Source organism: Pseudomonas sp. Fl5BN2 (assembly GCF_009908205.1).
Lineage (GTDB): Bacteria > Pseudomonadota > Gammaproteobacteria > Pseudomonadales > Pseudomonadaceae > Aquipseudomonas.
In genome coordinates this window covers 127,432-148,021 of record NZ_JAAARL010000002.1, presented here as the reverse complement: position 1 = coordinate 148,021, position 20,590 = coordinate 127,432, and the positions used below count along the sequence as shown (strand labels likewise).

Sequence of the window (20,590 nt, the reverse complement as noted above, 5' to 3'; positions counted from 1 at the left end):
AGTATTTCACGGAAAAACTATTTGATCGGTTTGTAAGGAACCTTGTGCGGAGCTTCGCACACGTTCTCTGCTCTCCTAAGGGAATCACGGTAATAATTCCACGCTGGGAGCTTCGCAGGCTAGCTAGTTTCCGTCCGGCTCTGAAAGGAGTGAAGAAAGCAAGTCTTCGTTGGGTATGGTTGATTTGTCGCAGAGTGAATGGCGTAGCAGTTGGTGTATATAGGTGATTATGTTCAGTCGAGCTGACACCGGAAAAGGATGCATGACTTTTTGTGCGGCTCTCTTACACTTTTGCAAGCTCTTGTGAGTATTTTTGTTGCAACAAGTGCGAGGAGATCTGCCCTCTTGCAGGGCCTGTAGTGTGATTGCGCACATACTAGAGGTAACAGGAGGGTGAGCTGGAAGCACTCTTGTAACTAAAAGAGAACGTGCTTAGTTGTAAGCAAGCACAACGCTCATCGTCGCATCAACTCACACGTGGCCGCAGTTGGAATATTAATCTCAGCGTTCCTGGTAGTAGCTTTGGCCTGCTTCACAATGTGGCGCAAATCAAGTGCTCGACCTAGATGAAAACCGGCGATATGCGTACTGGCAGGAAGGATAAAAGAAAGGGTTTGTTTTTCGGGTTTCTGTTTGGTCAACGAACCTGCGGAGTGAAGTAAAGTCGCTCGGCTTTGTCTGTCGTCGGCGGTAAGCGTAAGCAAACCCGCCGCGAACGGTTTCTCGCCGAGATGGATCAGGTTGTGCTCTGGAGTGGCCTGCTGGGCTGATCGAGCCGTTCGAGTCTTAATGGCCCAGATGAGTTACAACACCTTAAGCACTTCGGGAGTGTCTATGTCTTCGGCTGACAGCTTGCCTATGTGATCAAACGCATACGGCTCCAGCTTTCGCAACCACCCTTTACGCGGCTTACCGGCCACACCGCTTGGTAAATATCACGGTATTCCGTTGCGAGGGTTTTGAATTTTAGTTGCTTGGCTTCCCCTTGAACTACGCGCTCTACGTCTCTTGCTGCCAAGGGATCGATGTCATCACTAGTTGGCTGCGATTAGCACTGGCATCTCGTCTGACCTTCTTGAGGCTCACTTCAGGGAATGAACCCAGACCCTTCTCTCTACGGCGGCCCGCCAGTTGAATTACACCCAGTTGGTTTGATGACCAACCTTAGCCCATCACCATCTTCATAGGTGGCCAGGTTCTGTCAGGTTTTCGACTTGTGTCGGTATCAGATTACCCTTTGGATTTCCCCTAGCGTCCCTTTTGTCCCCCCGACCTGTCTCCTCGCTTCATCATCGGATGAGGCGTTCGCCTTTCCTCCCTGCTCGGTCAGCGCTGACCTGTATCAACGTAGCGCCGTTGTTCCTCGCTTAGTCTGGATGCTAGAGGGGGAGGTCGCCGAGTCGGCTGCTGACTCTTGTCAATCTATAGACTGAAGAGGGAACGCCCATGATCCGTGAAGTCGAAGGTGACATTTTACTGAGCCAAACTCAGGTCATTGCACATGGCATTGCACCTCAAGATCCGTTCGATACAGGTCTGGCACTTGCTTTGCGCGAGCGCTGGCCTTCTTTGGTTGCCGATTATCGTCATGCTGCCCATGGCAAGGCCCATCAGCCGGGTGATATCTGGTGTTGGTCAGGCGTTGATGACAAAGGCGGTGTGCGCAGTATCGTCAACCTGCTGACACAGGACTCTTTGCACGCGGGGCATTCGGCTAAGCCTGGAAAGGCAACCCTGAAAAACGTGGGTCACACGCTACGCGAGCTTGCCAAATACATCACCAGTGAAAATGTAAAAAGCGTGGCTCTGCCACGCTTGGCGACGGGGGTGGGCGGTCTGGATTGGAGTGATGTCAAACCGTTGATTGAAAAGCATCTGGGCGAGCTCAATGTCGATGTGATCGTCTATGAGGTCTATCGTAAAAATTTCCAGGCTGATGAGCGTCTTGGCTAACCACCGTATTGCCGTAATCGAAGCCTTTTGTTGAGGCACTGCGGTTAATGAAAGCCGGTATTCGCTGCACGCTTACAGTTGTACCTTCGGGGTCTGTCTATGTTCTGGCGAATGAGGTAGCGCCAGAGCCTCAGGTGCAACTGACGGCGAGCATCAATCAGTGGCTCGAGAGACCTCCGGTATGGCTGGGTCAAGGACGACTGCCCGTACTTGGCTAACCCACTGCTAGCGTCAGTCGCTCAGCTCGACGACGTTGGCACATAGGCTCAAGTACTGAGCTAGAGGCTCAGTCGGCCTCTGCTGATTATCCATAGCGTGACTAATGCAAGGGCCAGCACCAGCAGGCCGATGACGCGTTCGGTGGTGTTGCCGAATGATGGCGGGCCGCGCTGGCGGTGGGCGTACATGAAGCCATCGAGCTCCGGCGCGTAGAAAATCATCGACAGCAGCAGGTATTCCAGCCCGGCGGCGTAGATCAGCCAGACGTCGTAGATGGTTCCCAAGGAGGCCATTGCCAGCGATGCCGGGACGGCCCGCGAATGGCGTGCGGCCAGCTAGCAGGCAGTGCCATTGAGGTGGCCGGCCGGATCAGGGCGTTGTAGCTCGAGGCATTGAGGAAGGCGAGCAGGAACAGCATCGAAATCAGTGTGTTGGTCAGCCAGAGCGCTGGCACGGGAGTTTCCACCGCATTGATGCGGCTGAGCTGCGCCGGGGCAGTGTGATTGTCACCGCAACTGGCCAGATAGAGCATCTCCACCACCAGCATTGTCCAGGCCAGCAGCGCCCAGCCCACCCAGATGATCAGGCCGATGTTGACCAGGATCGCTGCCCTGGGGCCGACTACCGCGGCATTGCCATGAGCCATGGTCGGATTCTACATCTACGCCAGTTCATGCTGGGTGCGCGCGCCAACGTCCGCTCAAATGACGCGGACAGCATCACCCTTGGCCTCGGGCTTAGGCAGGCGTGCCGACCTGCCGCTGACTTTGTTGCGCCAGATCCGGTAAGCACGAATGCCCTCGCGTACTGAGCCGAACAACAACTTTTGCTCCATCTCGCGTGCCAGCCCTGAGCGCACCAGCATCCGCAGAAACTTCCCACGGGCTCGGGCGATACTCAGTTCGATCCCTCGGGCGCGGAGAGTGTCGCGCACCTCCCTGAGTGCGGCGATGCCGCTAACGTCGATTGAGGTTACCGCCTCGGCGACGAACAGCACTGCACGGGGTGCAGGGTCTCGCTCGATAGCCTCCAGGATGCGTGACTTGAAGTAGTCTGCATTGAAAAACAGGATGGCGTCATCGAAGCGATAAACCACCAGCCCCGGTAGCGTGCGCGCCTCTTTGTACTGGCTGATATCCACTTGGCCTTCAATTCCACGCACCCAGCCAAGTACCGCGTCGGTAGGTTGATAGGTGCTTTTGAGCAGGCGCAGGATCGCCAGTGTCACCGCGATGATAATGCCCGGCAGCACGCCAGCGCCGAGTACGCCGACGGTGGTCAGCACGCACAGCCAGAATTCGAAACGGCTGAGCTTGCGGATGGCCTGCATCGCCTTGATGTCGATCAGGCTCCAGCCAGCCATTAACAGCACGGCTCCCAGTGCCGCCTGAGGAATCCAGGCCATGGGTGCGGTGAAGAACATCAGGATGAGTGCAATCACCAGGGCAGCGACAATCCCTACCAGTTGGCTCTTGCCGCCGACCATGTTGTTCACCGCGGTACGCGAGTCGGCGCCGCTGATGGCGAAGCCCTGGGAAACCCCGGCAGCAATATTGGACACGCCCAGCGCAAGGAATTCGTGGTTGGCATTGATCGAGTAACCGTTCTTGGCGGCGAAGCTGCGTGCGGTCAGCATCGCACTGCAAAAACTCACCGTGGCGATACCCAGTGCATCGCGCAACAGGCTTTTCATTTCTGCCAGATTGGTTTCGGGCCAGGCCAATTGGGGAATGCCTGACGGTACCGAGCCGAGCACGGAAATCCCGTAGCGATCCAGACCCAGGAGCCCGACGCACAGCGTGGCGACGGCCACCGTCACCAGTGCGGCAGGGAGCTTGGCGAAGCGCTGCGGCAGCCAGATCAACAGTGCCAGGGCGCTGGCCCCGACGGCGAGGGTCGGCAAGTGCGTTTCTCCGAGCCGCTGCAGCATGTTCAGCAGGCTGAGAATGAAACCATCGCCTTCGATTTTATAACCCAGCACCTTGTCCAGTTGCCCGGCCAGTAGGCTCAAGCCGATTCCATTCAGGTAGCCGATCAGAATAGGGCGCGAGAAAAAGCTCGCAATAAACCCCAGGCGCGCGACGCCAGCACCGATCAGCATCAGGCCGACCAGCACGGTAACGATCACCGCCAACTGCGCCAGACGCTCGGGGTCGCCCAACGCCAGGGGGGCGATCGCTCCGGCCACCATCGCGCAGGTGGCCGCATCAGGTCCTACCATCAACTGCCGCGAGCTTCCCACCAATGCATAGACGATCATCGGCAAAATGCAGGCATACAAGCCGTACTGCGGAGGGAGCCCGATGATCTGCACGTAGGCGATGGCAATGGGAATCTGAATGGCTGCGACCGAGAGTCCGGCCATAAGGTCGTACCTGAACCATTCGCGGCGGTACTGCAGGAGGTTGGCCAAACCTGGCAACCAGCGGGCAAGTGACATGAGAGGCCTTTACGATGCGCTGACGGAGAGGGGCGTCGTGGGTGAAATAGTCGCGCCCTAGTGTGAGATAAATAGACTGATTTTTCTTTGCATCCATTGCAACAGGATTGTAGTAGTCAGGGATTAGTTGACAACTAGAGTCAGGTTTATGGTCCGCTTTATAATTGGCGTCCCAAGGAAACTCAATCACCAGAGGTTGTTGGCCCAAAGAGTTTTTCCACCACTTGCTCCTCTCAATGAATGTGGGAGCAAGTGGATGAACTCGGGATACAGTCCTTGAATTATCTAGGAGTGGTATACCCCGCTGGGTATCGTCGGGCACTAAGTCGTCGGCAGTCTCCTTCACCGCCATATTCGATACAAGCAAAACCTCTGAGTTTCTTGGAGAAGATCAGGGTTTTGTCGTGTTAGAGGGTTAAAAAAGTCTATGGCGGTACGAAGGAACTGGCCTGAAAGATTGAAGGCGCACTGCAGCATTGTGATGACGCCAGGGTCGTTTTCAGTGGGTCGCTTCAGTAGAAGATGTTGGCCGTGTCTTTGACACGCGAAGGCAGTTGACTATTAAGCGCCAGGACTTTATCCAGTATTTCTGCTGCGGGAGTGCCCTTGGCTCTTGCCGTTTGTACGAGTGCCGTACCTTCTTTCATCGATGATGCGTTGATTTGTGCAAAGTACTTCATCGATTCCGGAGTTTGTGCCTCCCCGATGACGGAGTCGCTGACCGCAGGCCAATTGGAAATGTCGATCAATGGCTGGAAGGGGCTTTGGGTAGTGAAGCCCAGCAGTTTTCGGCCTCGGCACCATCCGCTCTGGCGATATTGACCCGATCGTTTCGATAGTTGCCGACACTGACCTGAGGCTGGAAGGGGGGATTGGTTGTTGGGGCTTTTGCTGCAGGCGGGGTGGCCGAGGTGGAAGCCAGTACTTGAGCTAAGGCCGATGGGTTGCAGTCAGGTGTTCTGGCAGCGGATTTTTTTCTTGCCCGCTGACGGTTTAAAAGAGCGGCTGATCCATTGTCAATTTTCAGGTTATCTCCAGTCCTATGTCCGTAAGGAGTGGCAGATGTTCTGCGGTAAGCACGCTATTCGGTATGGACGAATTTCCCTTCGCTATCCAGCTTGTTGGCTGTCTGGCACACAGCAGAGGTTGTGCCATTTTTTTGAGCGGAGTCATCTTTGTTGCCTTCAGCACATTCTTTGTTGTCGAGGGCACTTGAGCCTGGCTTTGGCGGTAAAGGTTGGTGGGCGGAGGACGAAACAGCGGCAAGATACAGCCGTTCGATGGCCGCGCCTGCAGGTCCTGGCGGGTGAGAGCAAGAACCCTCTGGGTCAGGCCACGATAATGGTGGCCGGAGTGACGGGCTGACCGACTTCGCCACCTTGCAGGCCGACTTGAGTCCTGGCGAAGTTTTTTGTGCGGCCAAAGGTGATGCACTGGCCTTCATTGGTTCCGCTGCTGAGAACCGTGGCACGCAGTTCGAGCAGGCGCTGTGTGCCTGTCGCTCGATGGATGTCGCGCCTGAGATGAATCAAATGCAGCTGGCGCAAGCCCTCGCTGTCTTGCCTTGGGATTTGCTGTTGCAGCACTACCTCAGCGCGCACCGTTGATGTGGATCAGCCTTGAGCACCGACTTGTAGCCGCCTGTCGGCATCGGCTGTTTCTGGACGGCAGGTCGATAAGTGACCGTCTAGTCTGAATCGCCATGACGACGCGTATTTCTCAGGCAACCAGGAGCTTGCCGGTACGCGTCGGTGGCTGAAGGGAGCTGGGATATGAGGGGTCTTGCCTATATCGAAGACAATGGGGATGAGTTTCCAATCAACAATTTGGTGCGCTGTGGCCAAGCCGCATTTGAAGCCGAAGTTAAATCTCCTGGCGGTATCGTCAGCAAGAAAAAAACTGCGACGGTGCCGGTAGCCAGTAATACGATGTTCTTTCCCAGCGCATTGCCGAAGAGAAAGTAAAATTGAGTTCTGAGAGCCCCGCTTTATGCGGGGCTTTTTATTGCCTGGAGATTATCAATGAGCGTTGTTTATGAAAGTCCAGGCGTTAATCCGAGAGCGCCAATAGTTCGAGAATATTAAGGTGTTGGCGGCAGGCTCTGTCGGCGACAGGGGTGGGTTTTTCAAGCGTGCGCTTTGCCTGGATCGACTCTGGAACGTTTTGTCGAAGAGCACTTCATGAGCTGTTTTGTACTGTTTTGGTGGCAGGAAATATTTTTGCGCAGTAGCCAGGCTCACTGGAAATGCTGGTTGATGTAAGCGTTTTTCTAGCTGTTGTTTGCGTATTGGTTTTTTATTGATTTTGAGTAGCCGTATTAATTGTTTTTTGCCAATGAAATGGATGGATTAAGAATGTTCTTTTATATTTTTCGGAATTTTCTTATCTCAATTGGTGATAACTGAAGATATGTTCTTTATCCCGATTAAAGCGGGGCTGCGCATCCAGCGATGATGCCTTTATATGAAAAGCGATAAGGAAATAAACGTGAAAGCCATTTTCAAGCTCCTCGCACTGTCCACTCTTGTAGCCGCAGCCACAGGTTGCACCAGCTATAACATCAGCCAACCGTCTTCGCCCATCGACAGCCAGGTCAAAGCCGACCTGAAGGCAGACGTGGCAGTGGGTGAAGCGATTTCGGGCCAGTCGTCGGTCAACATCCTGTTTGGCTTCCTGCAGTTCGGTGGTGACAGCCAGTTTACTGACGGTGTGGCTTACGGCGGTGACGGCGGTGGTGCTCTGGGTGGCCTGGGCTTCGACCCGGTCAGCTCGGTCAAGTCCGCTGCGGCCTTCAAGGCGGTCAAATCTTCGGGTGCCGACCTGATCGTTGCTCCGCGTTATGAAGTGAGCGAAGAAAACTACTTCGTCTTCAAGAAAGTTTCCGTCACGGTCAAAGGTAATAAAGGCAACATCCGCAGCATTCGTTAATTGCTGCTGCGCTCGAGCGTCTGAGGTGGATATCGGGTTGATGCAGGAGCCACCTTCCAAGGGGCTGCCTGCAACCGATTCGGTCTGAACATCTTCGGTAAGGTGAGCTGAAGATGCCTCGGGATTGGTGGAATTCGGGATCGGCTTGTGTTGCTCCCATGTGCCGATTCTTTTCACATAATCTTCACATCTGCCTGAGTACGCTCAAGCCATCCGTTAAAAAGCAATACCCCTAGCCCGTTCCCCAGCGGGCTTTTTTTTGCGCGATGATAAAACTCTTTTAAAATCAGCGGTCCAAGCCACCGGTAAGTAACCGAGTGTCGCTGTGACAGTCCATATCGGGCGTTGCGGCGCTGGGCTTTCATGTCAGTTCGACAATCTTTTCTTGAGGTTCAAGTCATGCGTTTAACTCTACCTGCCCTGGTTGTGGGCCTTTTGCTGGCTCAGGGTGCAATGGCCGGTGATGGCACCGCGGCTATTGGCGGCGGTCTCGGCGGCGCGCTGGGTAACGTGGTCGGGCAGAAGCTCGGTGGTAGCACCGGGGCGGCTATCGGCGCGGGTGTTGCCGGGGCTGCGGGCAGTGCGGCTGGCGCGCGCAAGGGCAGCCGAGCCAAAGCGGCGATTGGTGGTGGGTTGGGTTCAGCCGGTGGTTCGCTGATCGGCAATCGCCTGGGTGGCAGCACCGGCTCCACCGTGGGCGCCGGTATCGGCGGCGCGGCGGGCGGTGCTCTGGGTAGCAGCATGGGTCACAAGAAGCGTCATTGATCGTCGCGTGACGTTGGCAAACCCGGCCTGGTGCCGGGTTTTTTGTGCGCGCCTTGTGGGGGCGGAGCCATACTCCAGTGGGCCTGTCCCGTAGACCCAGGAGGCGAGCATGCACCGTGAAATCCCAGGCGATGAAGAGCAAGATCCGGAGGATCTGTCGAATATCAACGACCCGGGGAATGAAGACCCAGGGTCCTTGATGGATGATGCGCGAGTGCCACTGCTGGAGGAGCAGCAGGCGCCGCAAGAGGGCGACAGCGAGTCGCTCGGTCCGGTTTGACTCCTGAACCGTATCTGCCTGCCCCTTGGTTGCTCCTGGCCTCGCCTCGCCGCTATGCTGCTGAATCCTTTAATTGCTGACTCACCGCGAAAACGGGCCGTACCTGGGCCGCTCCCTGGAATGTATTTTTGCTAACGGATCCGATGCGATGAATGCACAGTTGAACGATTTGGCGCCGATCAAGGCCGTTATTTTCGACATGGATGGCTTGCTCCTGGACACCGAGGGCATCTACACCGAGATCACTCAAATGATCGCCGAGCGTTACGGGCGTACCTACGACTGGAGCATCAAGCAGCACATCATCGGCCGCGGTGCCGCTGATCTGGCGCAGTACGTGGTGCAGGCCCTGGACTTGCCGATCAGCGCCGAGGAGTTCCTGGTCATGCGCGAGCCCTTGATGCGCGAGCGTTTCCCGCGGGCCCAGGCGATGCCCGGGGCGCAGCAGTTGGTCCGGCACTTGAAGGCGCACCGTATCCCCATTGCGGTGGGTACCAGCTCGTCGCAGATGTCCTTTACTGAGAAAACCACCCGGCATGGCGAATGGTTCGCGCTGTTCGACACCATCGTTACCGCAGACGATCCGGAAGTGACCGCAGCCAAGCCGGCGCCGGATATCTTCCTCACTGCCGCCCGTCGCTTGGGGGTCGCGCCTGAGGAGTGCCTGGTGTTCGAAGACTCTCCCTTCGGTGTGACTGCGGCCAAGGCGGCTGGCATGAGCGCGATTGCGATACCCGATCCGGCCATGGCGGATACCAAGTTTGCTCATGCCGATGCGATCTTGCGTTCGTTGATGGCTTTTCAGCCGGCGGCTTGTGGCCTGCCGAGGCTGGACTGGCCTGATTAACCTTGAGCGCCTGCTGTAAACCAGCCGGACCCGGTGATGAGACCGGGTCCGGCTTTTTTATCCCGGCAGCGGCTCAGGCGCTGAAACCGCCGTCGATGGTCAGGCTGGCACCGGTGATGTAGGCGGCTTCAGGGCCGGCCAGATAGGCAACGAAACCGGCAATCTCTTCAACTCGTCCATAACGACGGACGGCCATGAAATCCATCAGGCTTTCGGCGAAATCGCTGTCGGCCGGGTTCATGTCGGTGTCCACCGGGCCAGGCTGGACGTTGTTGATGGTGATGCCCCGTGGGCCCAGGTCCCGCGCCAGGCCCTTGGTCAGGCCTACCAGCGCAGCTTTGCTCATGGCATAGGGACCGCCACCGGCGAAGGGCATGCGATCGGCGTTGGCGCTGCCGATGTTGATGATGCGTCCACCTTCGCCCATGTGTCGCGCAGCTTCCTGAGTGGCGATGAACACACTGCGGACGTTGACGGCCAGGGTCTGGTCGAAGTCTTCCAGCTTGAACTCGTCCAGCGGTGCGACGGCCAGGAAGCCGGCGTTGTTCACCAGGATATCGAGGCGTCCGAAGGTTTTGACGGTGCTGTTCACGGCGTTGCGAATGGCCTCGGCATCGGCGCTGTCGGCGTGGATCGCCAGAGCTTTGCCACCCTTGGCGATGATGCGCTCCTGGAGCTCCTGCGCCTTGCTTGCCGAACTGACGTAGGTGAAAGCGACGCTGGCGCCTTCGGCCGCCAGGCGTTCGACGATGGCTGCGCCGATACCGCGGGAACCGCCTTGGATCAAGGCCACTTTGCCGCTGAGGGTGTGCTTGTTCATGTATCTCTCCAGAGCTTCAAGGCCGGGTTGCCTTGTGCATGGGGTCGAGTATCGACCGCTGATTAACCTCTGTGTAGCGGGTAATTCCTATACTCTGTGTAAACCAAAAGTTTAGAGTCGGCGTTTATGGAAGCCTTCAGCAGTATCGAGTGTTTTGTCCGCAGTGCTGAAGTTGGCAGTTTTGCCGAGGCCGCCCGCCGCCTCGGCTTGACCCCGGCGGCAGTGGGCAAGAGTGTGGCCAAGCTGGAAACCCGAGTGGGCGTCAGGTTGTTCCAGCGCAGTACCCGGCGCCTGACCTTGACCGAGGCTGGGCGAGTGTTTCTTGCTGAAGTCGCCGACAGCCTGCAGACCATCCAGAATGCCGTGAGTACCTTGTCCGATGCTCAGGGGCGCCCGGCGGGAACACTCAAGGTCAGCATGGGCACGGTCTTTGGAGGGTTGTACATCGTGCCCATGCTTGGCGCTTTTCTGCAGCGTTACCCGGATATTCACCCGGACTGGCATTTCGACAATCGCCAGGTGGACCTGATCGGCCAGGGTTTCGATGCCGCCATCGGCGGCGGTTTCGAATTGCCGCAAGGAGTGGTCGCTCGCCGACTGTCACCTGCTCATCGGGTGCTGGTGGCGAGTGCAGCCTATCTCAGGGAGCGCGCGCCAGTTCGCGAGCCCGAGGACCTGCGGCATTGTCGTGGGATCCTTATCCGTTCACCGCAAACCGGGCGCATCCGCACCTGGCAGATGACTGGGCGGGCGGGGGATATGCGGCCATTGGAGCTCAAGGCCAGCATGACCATGAGCGATTCGGAGGCGGCCTGCATCGCTGCGGCCCAGGGGCTGGGCCTGGCCTTGGTGAGCATGCCGTTTGCGGTCAATTACCTGCGCTCCGGAGCGCTGCAACGAGTCCTGCCGGATTGGTACGTGGATGATGGCTTCACCTCAATCTATTACGCCGAGCACAAGATGCTGCCGGGCAAGACCCGGGCCTTTGTCGATTTCGTCATCGAGCAGTTCGCCGAACAGGGCTTGGCCCAAGCCTTCAGCGCCCTGTAGTCGTCGGTTTGCCGCTGAGCCCGGGCGCCGCCGTGGGCCTCAGCGCCCCAGGCGCAGCGGCCAGCCAAGCACTTTCTTGGTCCGCGGCGGTGCATAGGTCCGCACCTTCGAGGTCGACAATCCCAGGCGCACCAGGGATTCGGCGATGGTCACTGCTGCGGTCACCCCGTCCACCACTGGCACCCCGGTGCGCTGGCGGATCTGTTCATCCAGCCCGGCCATGCCGCCACAACCCAGGCAGATGACTTCCGCCTTGTCCTCGGTCACCGCCAACTCGGCCTGGCGCACGATGGACGCTACTGCGCGCAGCGGATCCTCTTCCAGCTCCAGCACCGCCAGGCCGCTGGCCCGCACCGAGGCGCAGCGCTCATACAGACCGGAAAGTTTCAGTCGATCTTCGATCAGCGGCACGGTGCGATCCAAAGTGGTCACCACCGAGTAGGCGTGGCCGAGGAACATCGCGGTGCTGGCGGCGGCATCGGTGATGTCCACCACCGGTACGTTGAGCAATTCCTGCAAGCCTTCACGACCGTGTTCGCCATAACCGGCCTGGATCACCGCGTCGTAGGGCTGGTCGTAGGCCAGTACCCGATCCATCACGGCGATGGCCGCCAGATAGCTTTCGAAGTTGCCTTCCACCGATTCGGCGCCGAAATAGGGGGTCAGGCCGACAATCTCGGTGCCGGGTGCCGCCACGCTTTGTGCCTGCCGGGCGATGGCCTGGGTGATGCTGTCGGTGGTGTTGACGTTGACCACGAGAATTCGCATGAGGGTTCCTTGCCGGTTGGATCATTCAAGGCCCGGGGTAACCGGGCCGTTCAAATTCAATCAATGACTGACGTTGTCCACAGCGATCGATTCGCCGCTGACATCCGCGTACTCGGGGTGGCGCTTGGCGATGATCAGGTACAGCAGGCCGGCGATACCGGCGCCGATCAGCCAGGAAAATGGCGAGACACTGGCAAAGCCTGGCATCAGGGCCTGGACAATGGCGATCAGCGCCGCCGGAATAAACGCCGCTACCGCCCGCAGATTGACTCCGCGGCTGTAGAAATAGGCACCTTGCGGATCTTCGCTGTACAGCTGTGGGACGTCGACCTGGGTTTTGCGCAGGAGCCAGTAGTCCACCATGATCACCCCGTACAGCGGGCCCAGCAGCGCGCCGAGACCGGACAGGAAGTACACGATCACCAGTGGGCTGTTGTAGAGATTCCACGGCAGGATCAGCACCGCGATGGCGGCACTGATCAGGCCGGCGCGGCGGAAGTTCAGGTACTTGGGCGCCAGGTTGCTGAGGACAAAGGCCGGGGCGACGAAGTTGGCCATGATGTTCACCGCCACAGTGACGATCAGGAAGGCCAGGCAGCCAAGGACCAGGAACAGCGTGTTGGGGATCGAGGCGATGATTTGCGTAGGGCTTTCGATGATCCGTCCGTTGATCTGGAACTGCGCGCCGCACAGCAGCACGGTGATGCTGGCGAACACCAGGATGTTTACTGGCAGGCCCCAGAAGTTGCCGACCCTGATGGTCTTGCGGCACGGCGAGGAGCGGGAGAAGTCGCAGAAGTTGAGAATCAGAGTGCCGTAGATCGCCAGCCACAGAGCGCCGCCGGCGAAGATCTGCCGCCACATTTCGCCTCCCGTCAGTGGCTCGCGGATCGACCAGGCGATCCGTCCGTCGGCCTGGGTGTACATCCAGGCGGCGAGGCAGGCGACCGTCAGCAGGATGATCGGCCCGGCGAAGGCTTCGTAGCGCCGGATCATCTCCATGCCGTAGGCGAGGATTGCCAGCTGCACCAGCCAGATCACCACGAAGCAGGCCCAGCCCAGGGTCGACAGGCCGAGGATCGAATTGTGGTCATAGTCGGCGAAACCCGGATGGATCGCCGTAAGCAGCACGCGAAACACCACCGAGGCCAGATAGGTCTGGATGCCGAACCAGGCGATGGCAATCACCGCCCGGATCAGCGCCGGAATCTGCGCGCCATGGATGCCGAAACTGATGCGGCTGATCACCGGGAACGGCACCCCGGTCTTCTGGCCCATGTAGCCCGACAGGTTCATGAAGCAGTACACCAGCGCTGCACCTATCCCCAGCGACAGGAGAATCTGCCAGCCACCCAGGCCCAGGGCATACAGGCCAATGGCAAAGGAGTAGTTGGCGATGTTGTGCACGTCGTTGGTCCATAGGGCGAAGATGCTGTAGCGGCCCCAGCGACGGCCCTCGATTTTGGTGGGTGCCAGGTCGCGGTTGTGCAGGCGCGGGCTGAGCGTGATGCGGTCCGGATGGGTTCCGGCGAGGGGCTGTTGAACGGTGTGCGAATGCAGCGTGGCGGGCAGATCCAGGGCGATTTTTTTCGAAGAGCTGGTGTGCATTCCGGCAGGCTCCTGACTCTTTCCCTGGATGACTGTGCTTGAGCGCAGGCTCGACAATCTTCGTCGCAGGTGGGAATCACTGGGTTCGGGGCATCTGCAGCTTGAATCGAGGAATCAGGCATGCGGACATTAAGTGTATGTATGTTTTGATTGATTTTGTATACAAAACATAAGTTCACTAAAGCCACTTCTATGCCAGTTCTGAAACTATAAAACCGCTTACTGATTTTGCTTTGTTATTGATTGTTCATAACTTGCTGAAATACAGAAATTAAAAATTGACAGATTGAACAGGTATTTATTTTTCACCAGACGAAAGAGTGTGCCGTGCGGATATCGACGGTCGAAAGGCGTGTAACTTTTTGGGGCGACAATTATTTGAAGTGCACACAAAAATGGCACTTTTGGTGAGGTTATTGTGTACACATTTGTCGATTGCGCAGGCGTGCGCATGGACAGCGCAAGGCCCAAGGGCCTTGCGCTGGCAAGCCGGTTCTTGCCGGGGGAGGGGTCAGGCTTTGCTGATGATGTTGCCGGCGTGCAGGCCGCATTCCTTCTGGGTGGCTTCCTCCCACCACCAACGGCCTTCACGCTCGTGCTGGTTCGGCAGCACCGGACGGGTGCAGGGTTCGCAACCGATGCTGATGAAGCCGCGTTCGTGCAGGCTGTTGTACGGCAGCTCGAGCATGCGGATGTAGCCCCAGATCTCTTCGCTGCTCATCTGTGCCAGCGGGTTGAACTTGTAAAGAGGGCGTTCCGGGGTGGAAAAGGCGCTGTCGATTTCCAGCGCCGCCACCTGGCTGCGGGTGCCCGGGCTCTGGTCTCGGCGCTGGCCGGTGGCCCAGGCGCGGACGGTGGACAGCTTGCGCCGCAGCGGCTCGATCTTGCGGATGCCGCAGCATTCGCCATGGCCGTCCTTATAGAAGCTGAACAGGCCTTTTTCCTTGACGAAAGGTTCGAGCTTGCTGTGGTCCGGCGAGATCAGTTCGATGTCGATCTTGTAGTGTTCGCGCACCTGATCGATGAAGCGATAGGTTTCCGGATGCAGGCGACCGGTGTCGAGGCTGAACACTTTGACGTTCTTGTTCAGCTTCCAGGCCATGTCCACCAGCACCACGTCCTCGGCGCCGCTAAAGGAGATCCACAAGTCATCGCCAAACTGGGCGAAGGCCAGCTTGAGGATGTCCTGGGCGGACTTGTTGGCATAGGTCGTGGCAAGTTCAACGACGTCGAATGGTTGGCTCATCAGGGCGGTTTCCTACAAGTCGGTGGCGCTGTGCGCTCTATAGGGGAGCGATCTTAGCAAAATCCATGGGGCCCTGGCGCGCTCGTCTGCGTTGCGCCTGCGGGGGCGAATCGCTAGAGTTCGGCAGTCCTTTTACTCGCTCAATTTAAATAATCAGAACCAATGGGAGTGTCTTGTGGAAATTGCCTGTCTCGATCTGGAAGGTGTGCTGGTCCCGGAAATCTGGATCGCCTTTGCCGAAAAAACCGGGATTGAATCCCTCAAGGCAACCACCCGGGATATTCCCGACTACGACGTACTGATGCAGCAGCGCTTGCGGATTCTCGACGAGCACGGCCTGAAGCTCTCGGACATCCAGGAAGTGATCGCCACCCTCAAGCCTCTCGATGGTGCGGTGGAGTTCGTCAACTGGCTGCGGGAGCGTTTCCAGGTGGTGATCCTTTCCGACACCTTCTATGAATTCTCCCAGCCCTTGATGCGCCAGTTGGGTTTCCCGACTCTGTTGTGCCACCGCCTGATCACCGATGACGGCGGCCGGGTGACTGGCTATCAGCTGCGCCAGAAGGACCCCAAGCGCCAGTCGGTGCTGGCCTTCAAGAGCCTGTACTACCGGGTGATTGCGGCGGGGGATTCCTACAACGACACGACGATGCTCGGCGAAGCCGATGCCGGCATCCTGTTCCATGCGCCGGACAACGTGATCCGCGAATTCCCGCAGTTCCCGGCGGTGCACAGCTTTGCCGAACTGAAGCAGGAATTCATCAAGGCTTCCAATCGCCCCCTGAGCCTGTAAAGCCGTTCTCGTAGGAGCCGGCTTGCCGGCGAAGGGGTCCTTGGATTTTGCGCAAATCCTGCCGACGCCTTCGCTGGCAAGCCAGCTCCTACGGGCTGGTGAACGACGTGCTCTTGTAGGAGCCGGCTTGCCGGCGAAGAGGCCCTAAAGCCCCTGCAGGGTTTCCAGCAACACCCGCACCTTGGTGATGGATTCCTGGTACTCCTCCTGCCAGTCCGAGTCCGCAACAATCCCGCCGCCGCCCCAGCAGCAGATTTGCCCGTCCTTGGCCAGCAGGCTGCGAATGGCAATCGAGCTGTCCATTTCCCCGCGTACGTCCAGGTACAGCAAGGAGCCGCAATACAGCGCCCGCCTGGTGGGTTCCAGCTCGTCGATGATCTGCATCGAGCGGATTTTCGGTGCGCCGGTGATCGAGCCGCCGGGAAAGCTGCCGGCGATCAGGTCCAGGGCGTCCTTATCGTCCGCCAGCTCACCGGTGACGCTACTCACCAGGTGGTGCACGTTGGGGTAGCTCTCCAGGCTGAACAGCTCCGGCACTCGTACCGAGCCGGTACGACAGGTGCGTCCCAGGTCATTGCGCAACAGGTCGACGATCATCAGGTTTTCCGCCCGGTCCTTGGGGCTGGCCAACAGCTCGGCGGCATTGGCCGCGTCTTCGACGGCGTCCTGGCCGCGAGGACGGGTGCCCTTGATCGGCCGGGTTTCCACCTGCCCCTGGCTGAGGTGAACGAAGCGCTCCGGTGACAGGCTGAGCACCGCGCCGCCGTCCGGCAGGCGCTGGAAGCCCGAAAAGGGTGTTGGGCAGGCGGCGCGCAAGGCGCAGTAGGCGACCCAGGGATCACCTTGGTACTGGCCGCGAAAACGCTGGGCGAAGTTCACCTGATAGCAGTCGCCAGCCTGGATGTAGTGCTGGATGCGCTGGAACGCCTGGCGGTAGTCGTCGGCCGTCAGGTCGGCAAGCATGGGGCCGCTCAGCTTGAACGAGCCCGTCGTGGTTGCCGGCGGCTGGCTGAACAGCTCAATCAGCCGCTGGCGCTCGGCTGCCTCCAGGTGGGGGTGGAACAGCAGTTGGCTGGTGCCCGCTTGGTGGTCGTTGATCAGTGCCCAGGCATACAGGCCAAAGCGTGCGTCGGGCAGTTGCAGATCGTCCCGGGCCTGGCTCGGCAGGCGCTCCAGATGACGACCGAAGTCATAACTGAGGTAGCCGATCAGGCCGCCGGCGAAGGGCAGTTCATAAGGTGCGGGCACTTGCGCCTGGCCCAGCAGCGTCAGGTTGTCCCGCAGGCGCTGCAGGAATCCGCTACCGTTTTCGTCGGCGGCCACCGTCAGTTCCGCCAGGGGCCAGGCACTGAGCAAGTCATACCGGCCCCGCTCGGCGCTGGGTCGGCCACTGTCCAGCAGCACGGCGCCGGGGGCGTGTTCGATGGCCGCGAAATACTCGGCGGGGTTGGCGCGATAGGGAAGCGGGTGTACGGAACAGGTCAACATGCGGGGCAGATCAGCCATCGGAGCGCGGCTGGCGATTGTAATCCTCTGCTGGAGTTGCTCCTAGAGGGATGCGACGTATTGATTGACCTGTAGCTGCTGTCGCTGGCTCGGACAAGGTCCGCTAGAGCGGTACCTGCTGCGGATTTGATCGTCCGAACGTGGTCCGAGCCAGCGGCTACAGGTATCAGCCTTCGACGGCAGGGATGTGGCCGAACAGCTCTTGGGCGAAACGCACCCGTTGTTCAACGGTTTCCACGATGCCACGGGCCTTGAGTTGTTCCAGGTGGGCTTCGATGGCATGGGTGCGAAGGGTCAGACCGCAATCGTTGGCGATCTGGATGTTCAGCCCCGGCCGGGCGTTGAGCTCGAGAATCAGCGGGCCTTTGTCTTGGTCCAGCACCATGTCCACGCCGATGTAGCCCAGGCCGCAGAGTTCGTGGCAGCCGGCCGCCAGCTTCATGAAACCGTCCCAGTAGGGCAGTTGCACACCGTCCACGGCATTGGTGGTGTCCGGGTGCTTGGTAATGATGTTGTTCAGCCAGGTGCCGCGCAGGGTCAGGCCGGTGGCCAGGTCGACGCCGACGCCGATGGCGCCCTGGTGCAGGTTGGCCTTGCCCCCGGATTGGCGGGTCGGCAGGCGCAGCATGGCCATCACCGGGTAGCCCATGAGCACGATGATGCGGATGTCCGGCACGCCTTCGTAGCTGATGCTCTTGAAGATCTGGTCCGGGGTCACCCGGTACTCGATCAGCGCCCGGTCGCGGTGGCCGCCCAGGGAGTACAGGCCGGTGAGGATGCTGGAAATATGGTGCTCGATTTCCTCGTGGCTGATGATCTTGCCCGACACCGTGCGATAACGGCCCTCGAAGCGGTCGGCAATCACAATGATGCCGTCACCGCCGGCGCCCTGGGCCGGCTTGATCACGAAGTCGTTGCGCTCGCCGATGATCTCGCCGAGCTTGTCGATTTCCTTCTCGGTGGAGATCACCCCGTACAGTTCCGGCACATGGATGCCGGCCTTGATCGCCCGCTCCTTGGTGATGATCTTGTCATCGACGATGGGGTACAGGCTGCGCTTGTTGTACTTGAGCACGTAGTCGGCATTACGCCGGTTGATGCCCATGATTCCTCGCGCTTCCAGGGCTTTCCAGGTCTTCCACAGGCCGAACATCAGGAGTCAGCCTTGAGGAAGGCTTTGAAACGCACCAGTTCCGTCAGGCGGTAGCCGCGGTAGCGACCCATCGCCAGCATGAAGCCCACCAGGATCAGCAGTATCGCCGGGAAGGTGAAGACGAAGTACGTAAGCTCCGGCACGCTCATGATCAGGTGTGCCAGGGAGGCGGCGAACAGGGTGCCGATGGCGACTTTCATCGCATGGCCGCCGCCGCGCTCTTCCCAGGTAATGGACAGGCGTTCGATGGTCATGGTCAGGATCACCATCGGGAACAGCGCCACCGACAGGCCGCGTTCCAGGCCCAGCTTGTGGCTGAACAGGCTGATGGCGGCGATCAGCACCACGACGAAGGTCAGCACCACCGAGAGTCGCGGCAGCATTTGCAGCTTGAGGTGCTCAAGGTAGGAGCGCAGCGACAGGCCCAGGGCGGTAATCACGGTAAACAGCACGATGCCGAAGCCCAGCTGCGTCTCGCGAAAGGCCAGGGCGATCAGTACCGGGGTAAAGGTCCCCAGGGTCTGCAGGCCGATCAGGTTGCGCAGCACCAGGATCACCAGTACGCCAATCGGGATCATCACCATGATCATGAAGGTCTGCTGGGTCTGCAGCGGCAGGCCATACAGCGAGTATTCGAGGAAGTTGGCGTCGGTGTTCTCGTCGGTCAGCTTGGCCAGGCGAATGGCGTTCATTTCGCTGTTGTTGAGGCTGAAGGTGACGTTGGCTTTCTTGCCGCCATCGACGCTGATCAGGTTGTCGTCACCGGTCCACCACAGCAGGCGGTCGCTGGGCATGCCCCGTTCACCGGTTTCCGGGTTGAAGTACAACCAGTCGGTGCCGTTGAAGCTGCGCAGCCAGAGTTCCGGGGTTTGCGGCTGGTCGGCCACCAGGCGGATGGTGTGGACCTTTTCCATTGGTACGTGGGCAATGGACAGCAGCAACTCGACGATCTTGGCCTTGTTGGCGCTGGAGGTATCTCCGGCCAGCAGCAGCTTGGCATTGTCGTCGCTGCTGTTGTTGACCCGCTTGATGGCCTCGCTGATGAAGGTCTCGACGTCTGCCGAGTGCTGGCGGATCGGCGCCAGCAGGGCGTCGGCGGCAATTTTTTCCGGGCCTTCCACGGCCATGCTGTCGCGGAATGTCGGGCCCTTGACCTTGGATTTCTCGGCGCTGTAGCGCTTGGTCAGTACCAGGCGGTAGTACAGGGTCTGGTTGCCCTTGGCTCGGCGTGCCGACCAAGTGACCTTGCGGTTGCCGTCGACGCGGTTCACCGCGACCCCGTAGTTATTGGAAATGAAGCTCTCGTTGAGGCTCACATAGTCGCGGCTCAGGGGTGGCACGAACATCTGGATCTTGATCGGGTCCTTGCCGTTGGCGACGAACTCGACCTTGGCATCGATGTTCCACAGATCGTCGGTGGCGTCTTCAGTCACCGGAATGCCGAGCACGAAAATCTGATAGGCCGTGATCGAAATGCCCAGCACCACCAGGATCGCGATCAGGACTTTCAGATGAAGGGTAAGAGAGCGCATTGGAATTACTCTGCGGTATGAGCGTCGGTGGCGCAGGCGGGTTTGCCAGCAGCGTATTTAAGACTGGGGTCGACCAGCGCATCGAAGCGTTTCAGAGCCTCGGAGCCAATCAGGAGCGGGTATTGGAATGCGCTGCGGTCGGTCAAGTTCACTTCGATGCTGCGTAAAGCGCTGCCCATGCAGACATCCAGGGCGATCACAGGCCGTGCGGTGTAGTTCTTGTCCTCATCGGGGTCATAGTCGCCGGCGCGGCGCTTGATTTTGCTGACCCGGGCCAGAGGCCGTTCGATGGGGTGGGAATGGGCGGTGTCGATGGCCAGGTAGAAACGCACCCAGGATTCGCCATTGCGCTTGAAGCGCTTGATGTCGCGGGCACTCAAGGAAGCGGTCTTGGCGCCGGTGTCGAGTTTGGCGGCGACCTCCAGGTCGATGCCCGACAGGCGCGCGTATTCATTCAATCCGTACACGGTCTTGCCGGCGGCGATGCTGATGCCGGGCAGGGCCAGCAGGCAGAGCAGAGGGGGGAGTGCCTTGAGTCTCATAGATCCTGATGCATGACATGGGTTCTTCAGTTCAAGGCGACCGGCACTGCTGCGCAAGCTCCCTCGTGTGCTTGCCATAAAAAGATGACAGGCCGATGCGGGCGGCATTCTAGCATGCTGGTTTTATGGCGCCAGCGTCG

The 20,590-nt window shown here is 59.0% G+C and carries 22 protein-coding genes; 9 read left to right on the top strand and 13 right to left on the bottom strand.

Annotated features, from left to right (window positions below; all coding sequences use genetic code 11):
- Positions 1-803: 803 nt before the first annotated feature.
- Entirely contained in the window at positions 804-920 is a 117-nt protein-coding gene (locus tag GV819_RS33615; protein ID WP_434738417.1) for a phage integrase central domain-containing protein, read from the bottom strand.
- 526 nt (positions 921-1,446) lie between these two features.
- Between GV819_RS33615 and GV819_RS02975 the strand changes: the two genes are divergently transcribed.
- Positions 1,447-1,953: a macro domain-containing protein gene (locus tag GV819_RS02975; RefSeq protein WP_161753347.1), complete on the top strand. Its 507-nt coding sequence runs from the start codon at positions 1,447-1,449 to the stop codon at positions 1,951-1,953.
- Between the two features lie 278 nt (positions 1,954-2,231).
- Here GV819_RS02975 and GV819_RS33085 read toward each other — a convergent pair whose 3' ends face one another.
- From GV819_RS33085 to GV819_RS02960, 4 genes are all read right to left on the bottom strand, one after another.
- The gene (locus GV819_RS33085; RefSeq protein WP_256667331.1) at positions 2,232-2,465 is read right to left on the bottom strand and encodes a hypothetical protein; all 234 of its coding nucleotides are present in this window, start codon (positions 2,463-2,465) and stop codon (positions 2,232-2,234) included.
- Complete coding sequence (locus GV819_RS33080; protein WP_256667329.1) at positions 2,429-2,818, bottom strand: amino acid permease; 390 nt, start codon at positions 2,816-2,818, stop codon at positions 2,429-2,431. Before GV819_RS33080 ends, GV819_RS33085 begins: the two co-directional genes overlap by 37 nt.
- A gap of 54 nt (positions 2,819-2,872) precedes the next feature.
- Entirely contained in the window at positions 2,873-4,612 is a 1,740-nt protein-coding gene (locus tag GV819_RS02965) for a SulP family inorganic anion transporter (protein ID WP_161753345.1), read from the bottom strand.
- A 512-nt stretch (positions 4,613-5,124) separates the two neighbouring features.
- A complete protein-coding gene (locus tag GV819_RS02960) occupies positions 5,125-5,361 on the bottom strand; it encodes a hypothetical protein (RefSeq protein WP_161753343.1) in 237 nt (78 codons plus the stop codon).
- Positions 5,362-5,991: 630 nt separating this feature from the next.
- On the opposite strand from GV819_RS02960, the gene GV819_RS02955 reads away from it, so the two are divergent.
- The 6 genes from GV819_RS02955 (at position 5,992) to GV819_RS02935 (ending at position 9,432) form a co-directional block, all read left to right on the top strand.
- Entirely contained in the window at positions 5,992-6,219 is a 228-nt protein-coding gene (locus tag GV819_RS02955) for a DUF2388 domain-containing protein (protein ID WP_306108849.1), read from the top strand.
- Between the two features lie 165 nt (positions 6,220-6,384).
- Positions 6,385-6,576 carry a hypothetical protein gene (locus GV819_RS02950; RefSeq protein WP_161753341.1) on the top strand — a complete coding sequence of 64 codons (192 nt, stop codon included), beginning with the start codon at positions 6,385-6,387 and terminating at the stop codon, positions 6,574-6,576.
- 523 nt (positions 6,577-7,099) lie between these two features.
- Positions 7,100-7,540, top strand: coding sequence for a hypothetical protein (locus tag GV819_RS02945; protein ID WP_161753339.1), 441 nt, complete (start codon positions 7,100-7,102; stop codon positions 7,538-7,540).
- 399 nt (positions 7,541-7,939) lie between these two features.
- Complete coding sequence (locus tag GV819_RS02940) at positions 7,940-8,305, top strand: glycine zipper domain-containing protein (RefSeq protein WP_015634733.1); 366 nt, start codon at positions 7,940-7,942, stop codon at positions 8,303-8,305.
- 109 nt (positions 8,306-8,414) lie between these two features.
- Entirely contained in the window at positions 8,415-8,585 is a 171-nt protein-coding gene (locus GV819_RS32905; RefSeq protein ID WP_178125924.1) for a hypothetical protein, read from the top strand.
- Positions 8,586-8,733: 148 nt separating this feature from the next.
- Entirely contained in the window at positions 8,734-9,432 is a 699-nt protein-coding gene (locus GV819_RS02935) for an HAD-IA family hydrolase (RefSeq protein WP_161753337.1), read from the top strand.
- Positions 9,433-9,505: 73 nt separating this feature from the next.
- Here the strand turns inward: GV819_RS02935 and GV819_RS02930 are convergent, their stop codons facing one another.
- A complete protein-coding gene (locus GV819_RS02930) occupies positions 9,506-10,252 on the bottom strand; it encodes a 3-oxoacyl-ACP reductase family protein (RefSeq protein WP_161753335.1) in 747 nt (248 codons plus the stop codon).
- Between the two features lie 126 nt (positions 10,253-10,378).
- Between GV819_RS02930 and GV819_RS02925 the strand changes: the two genes are divergently transcribed.
- On the top strand, positions 10,379-11,302 hold the full coding sequence (locus tag GV819_RS02925) for a LysR family transcriptional regulator (protein ID WP_161753333.1): 924 nt from the start codon (positions 10,379-10,381) through the stop codon (positions 11,300-11,302).
- Between the two features lie 39 nt (positions 11,303-11,341).
- On the opposite strand, the gene GV819_RS02920 is transcribed toward GV819_RS02925, so the two are convergent.
- The 3 genes from GV819_RS02920 to GV819_RS02910 form a co-directional block, all read right to left on the bottom strand.
- Positions 11,342-12,070, bottom strand: a complete 729-nt coding sequence (locus tag GV819_RS02920; RefSeq protein ID WP_161753331.1) for an aspartate/glutamate racemase family protein — start codon at positions 12,068-12,070, stop codon at positions 11,342-11,344.
- A gap of 60 nt (positions 12,071-12,130) precedes the next feature.
- Complete coding sequence (locus tag GV819_RS02915) at positions 12,131-13,678, bottom strand: NCS1 family nucleobase:cation symporter-1 (RefSeq protein WP_161753329.1); 1,548 nt, start codon at positions 13,676-13,678, stop codon at positions 12,131-12,133.
- Positions 13,679-14,189: 511 nt separating this feature from the next.
- On the bottom strand, positions 14,190-14,924 hold the full coding sequence (locus GV819_RS02910; protein WP_161753327.1) for a phosphoadenylyl-sulfate reductase: 735 nt from the start codon (positions 14,922-14,924) through the stop codon (positions 14,190-14,192).
- A gap of 175 nt (positions 14,925-15,099) precedes the next feature.
- Between GV819_RS02910 and thrH the strand changes: the two genes are divergently transcribed.
- Positions 15,100-15,717: a bifunctional phosphoserine phosphatase/homoserine phosphotransferase ThrH gene (thrH, locus tag GV819_RS02905; RefSeq protein ID WP_161753325.1), complete on the top strand. Its 618-nt coding sequence runs from the start codon at positions 15,100-15,102 to the stop codon at positions 15,715-15,717.
- 144 nt (positions 15,718-15,861) lie between these two features.
- On the opposite strand, the gene pabB is transcribed toward thrH, so the two are convergent.
- The 4 genes from pabB to GV819_RS02885 all read right to left on the bottom strand — a co-directional run bounded on the left by pabB (position 15,862) and on the right by GV819_RS02885 (position 20,450).
- On the bottom strand, positions 15,862-17,205 hold the full coding sequence (gene pabB, locus GV819_RS02900) for an aminodeoxychorismate synthase component I (protein ID WP_161753884.1): 1,344 nt from the start codon (positions 17,203-17,205) through the stop codon (positions 15,862-15,864).
- A gap of 184 nt (positions 17,206-17,389) precedes the next feature.
- Positions 17,390-18,376, bottom strand: a complete 987-nt coding sequence (locus GV819_RS02895) for an alpha-L-glutamate ligase-like protein (protein ID WP_161753323.1) — start codon at positions 18,374-18,376, stop codon at positions 17,390-17,392.
- The gene (locus GV819_RS02890) at positions 18,376-19,908 is read right to left on the bottom strand and encodes an inactive transglutaminase family protein (protein WP_161753321.1); all 1,533 of its coding nucleotides are present in this window, start codon (positions 19,906-19,908) and stop codon (positions 18,376-18,378) included. The genes GV819_RS02895 and GV819_RS02890 overlap by 1 nt, the downstream gene beginning before the upstream one ends.
- A 5-nt stretch (positions 19,909-19,913) precedes the next feature.
- Positions 19,914-20,450: an ATP-dependent zinc protease family protein gene (locus tag GV819_RS02885; RefSeq protein ID WP_161753318.1), complete on the bottom strand. Its 537-nt coding sequence runs from the start codon at positions 20,448-20,450 to the stop codon at positions 19,914-19,916.
- Between the last annotated feature and the right edge of the window lie 140 nt (positions 20,451-20,590).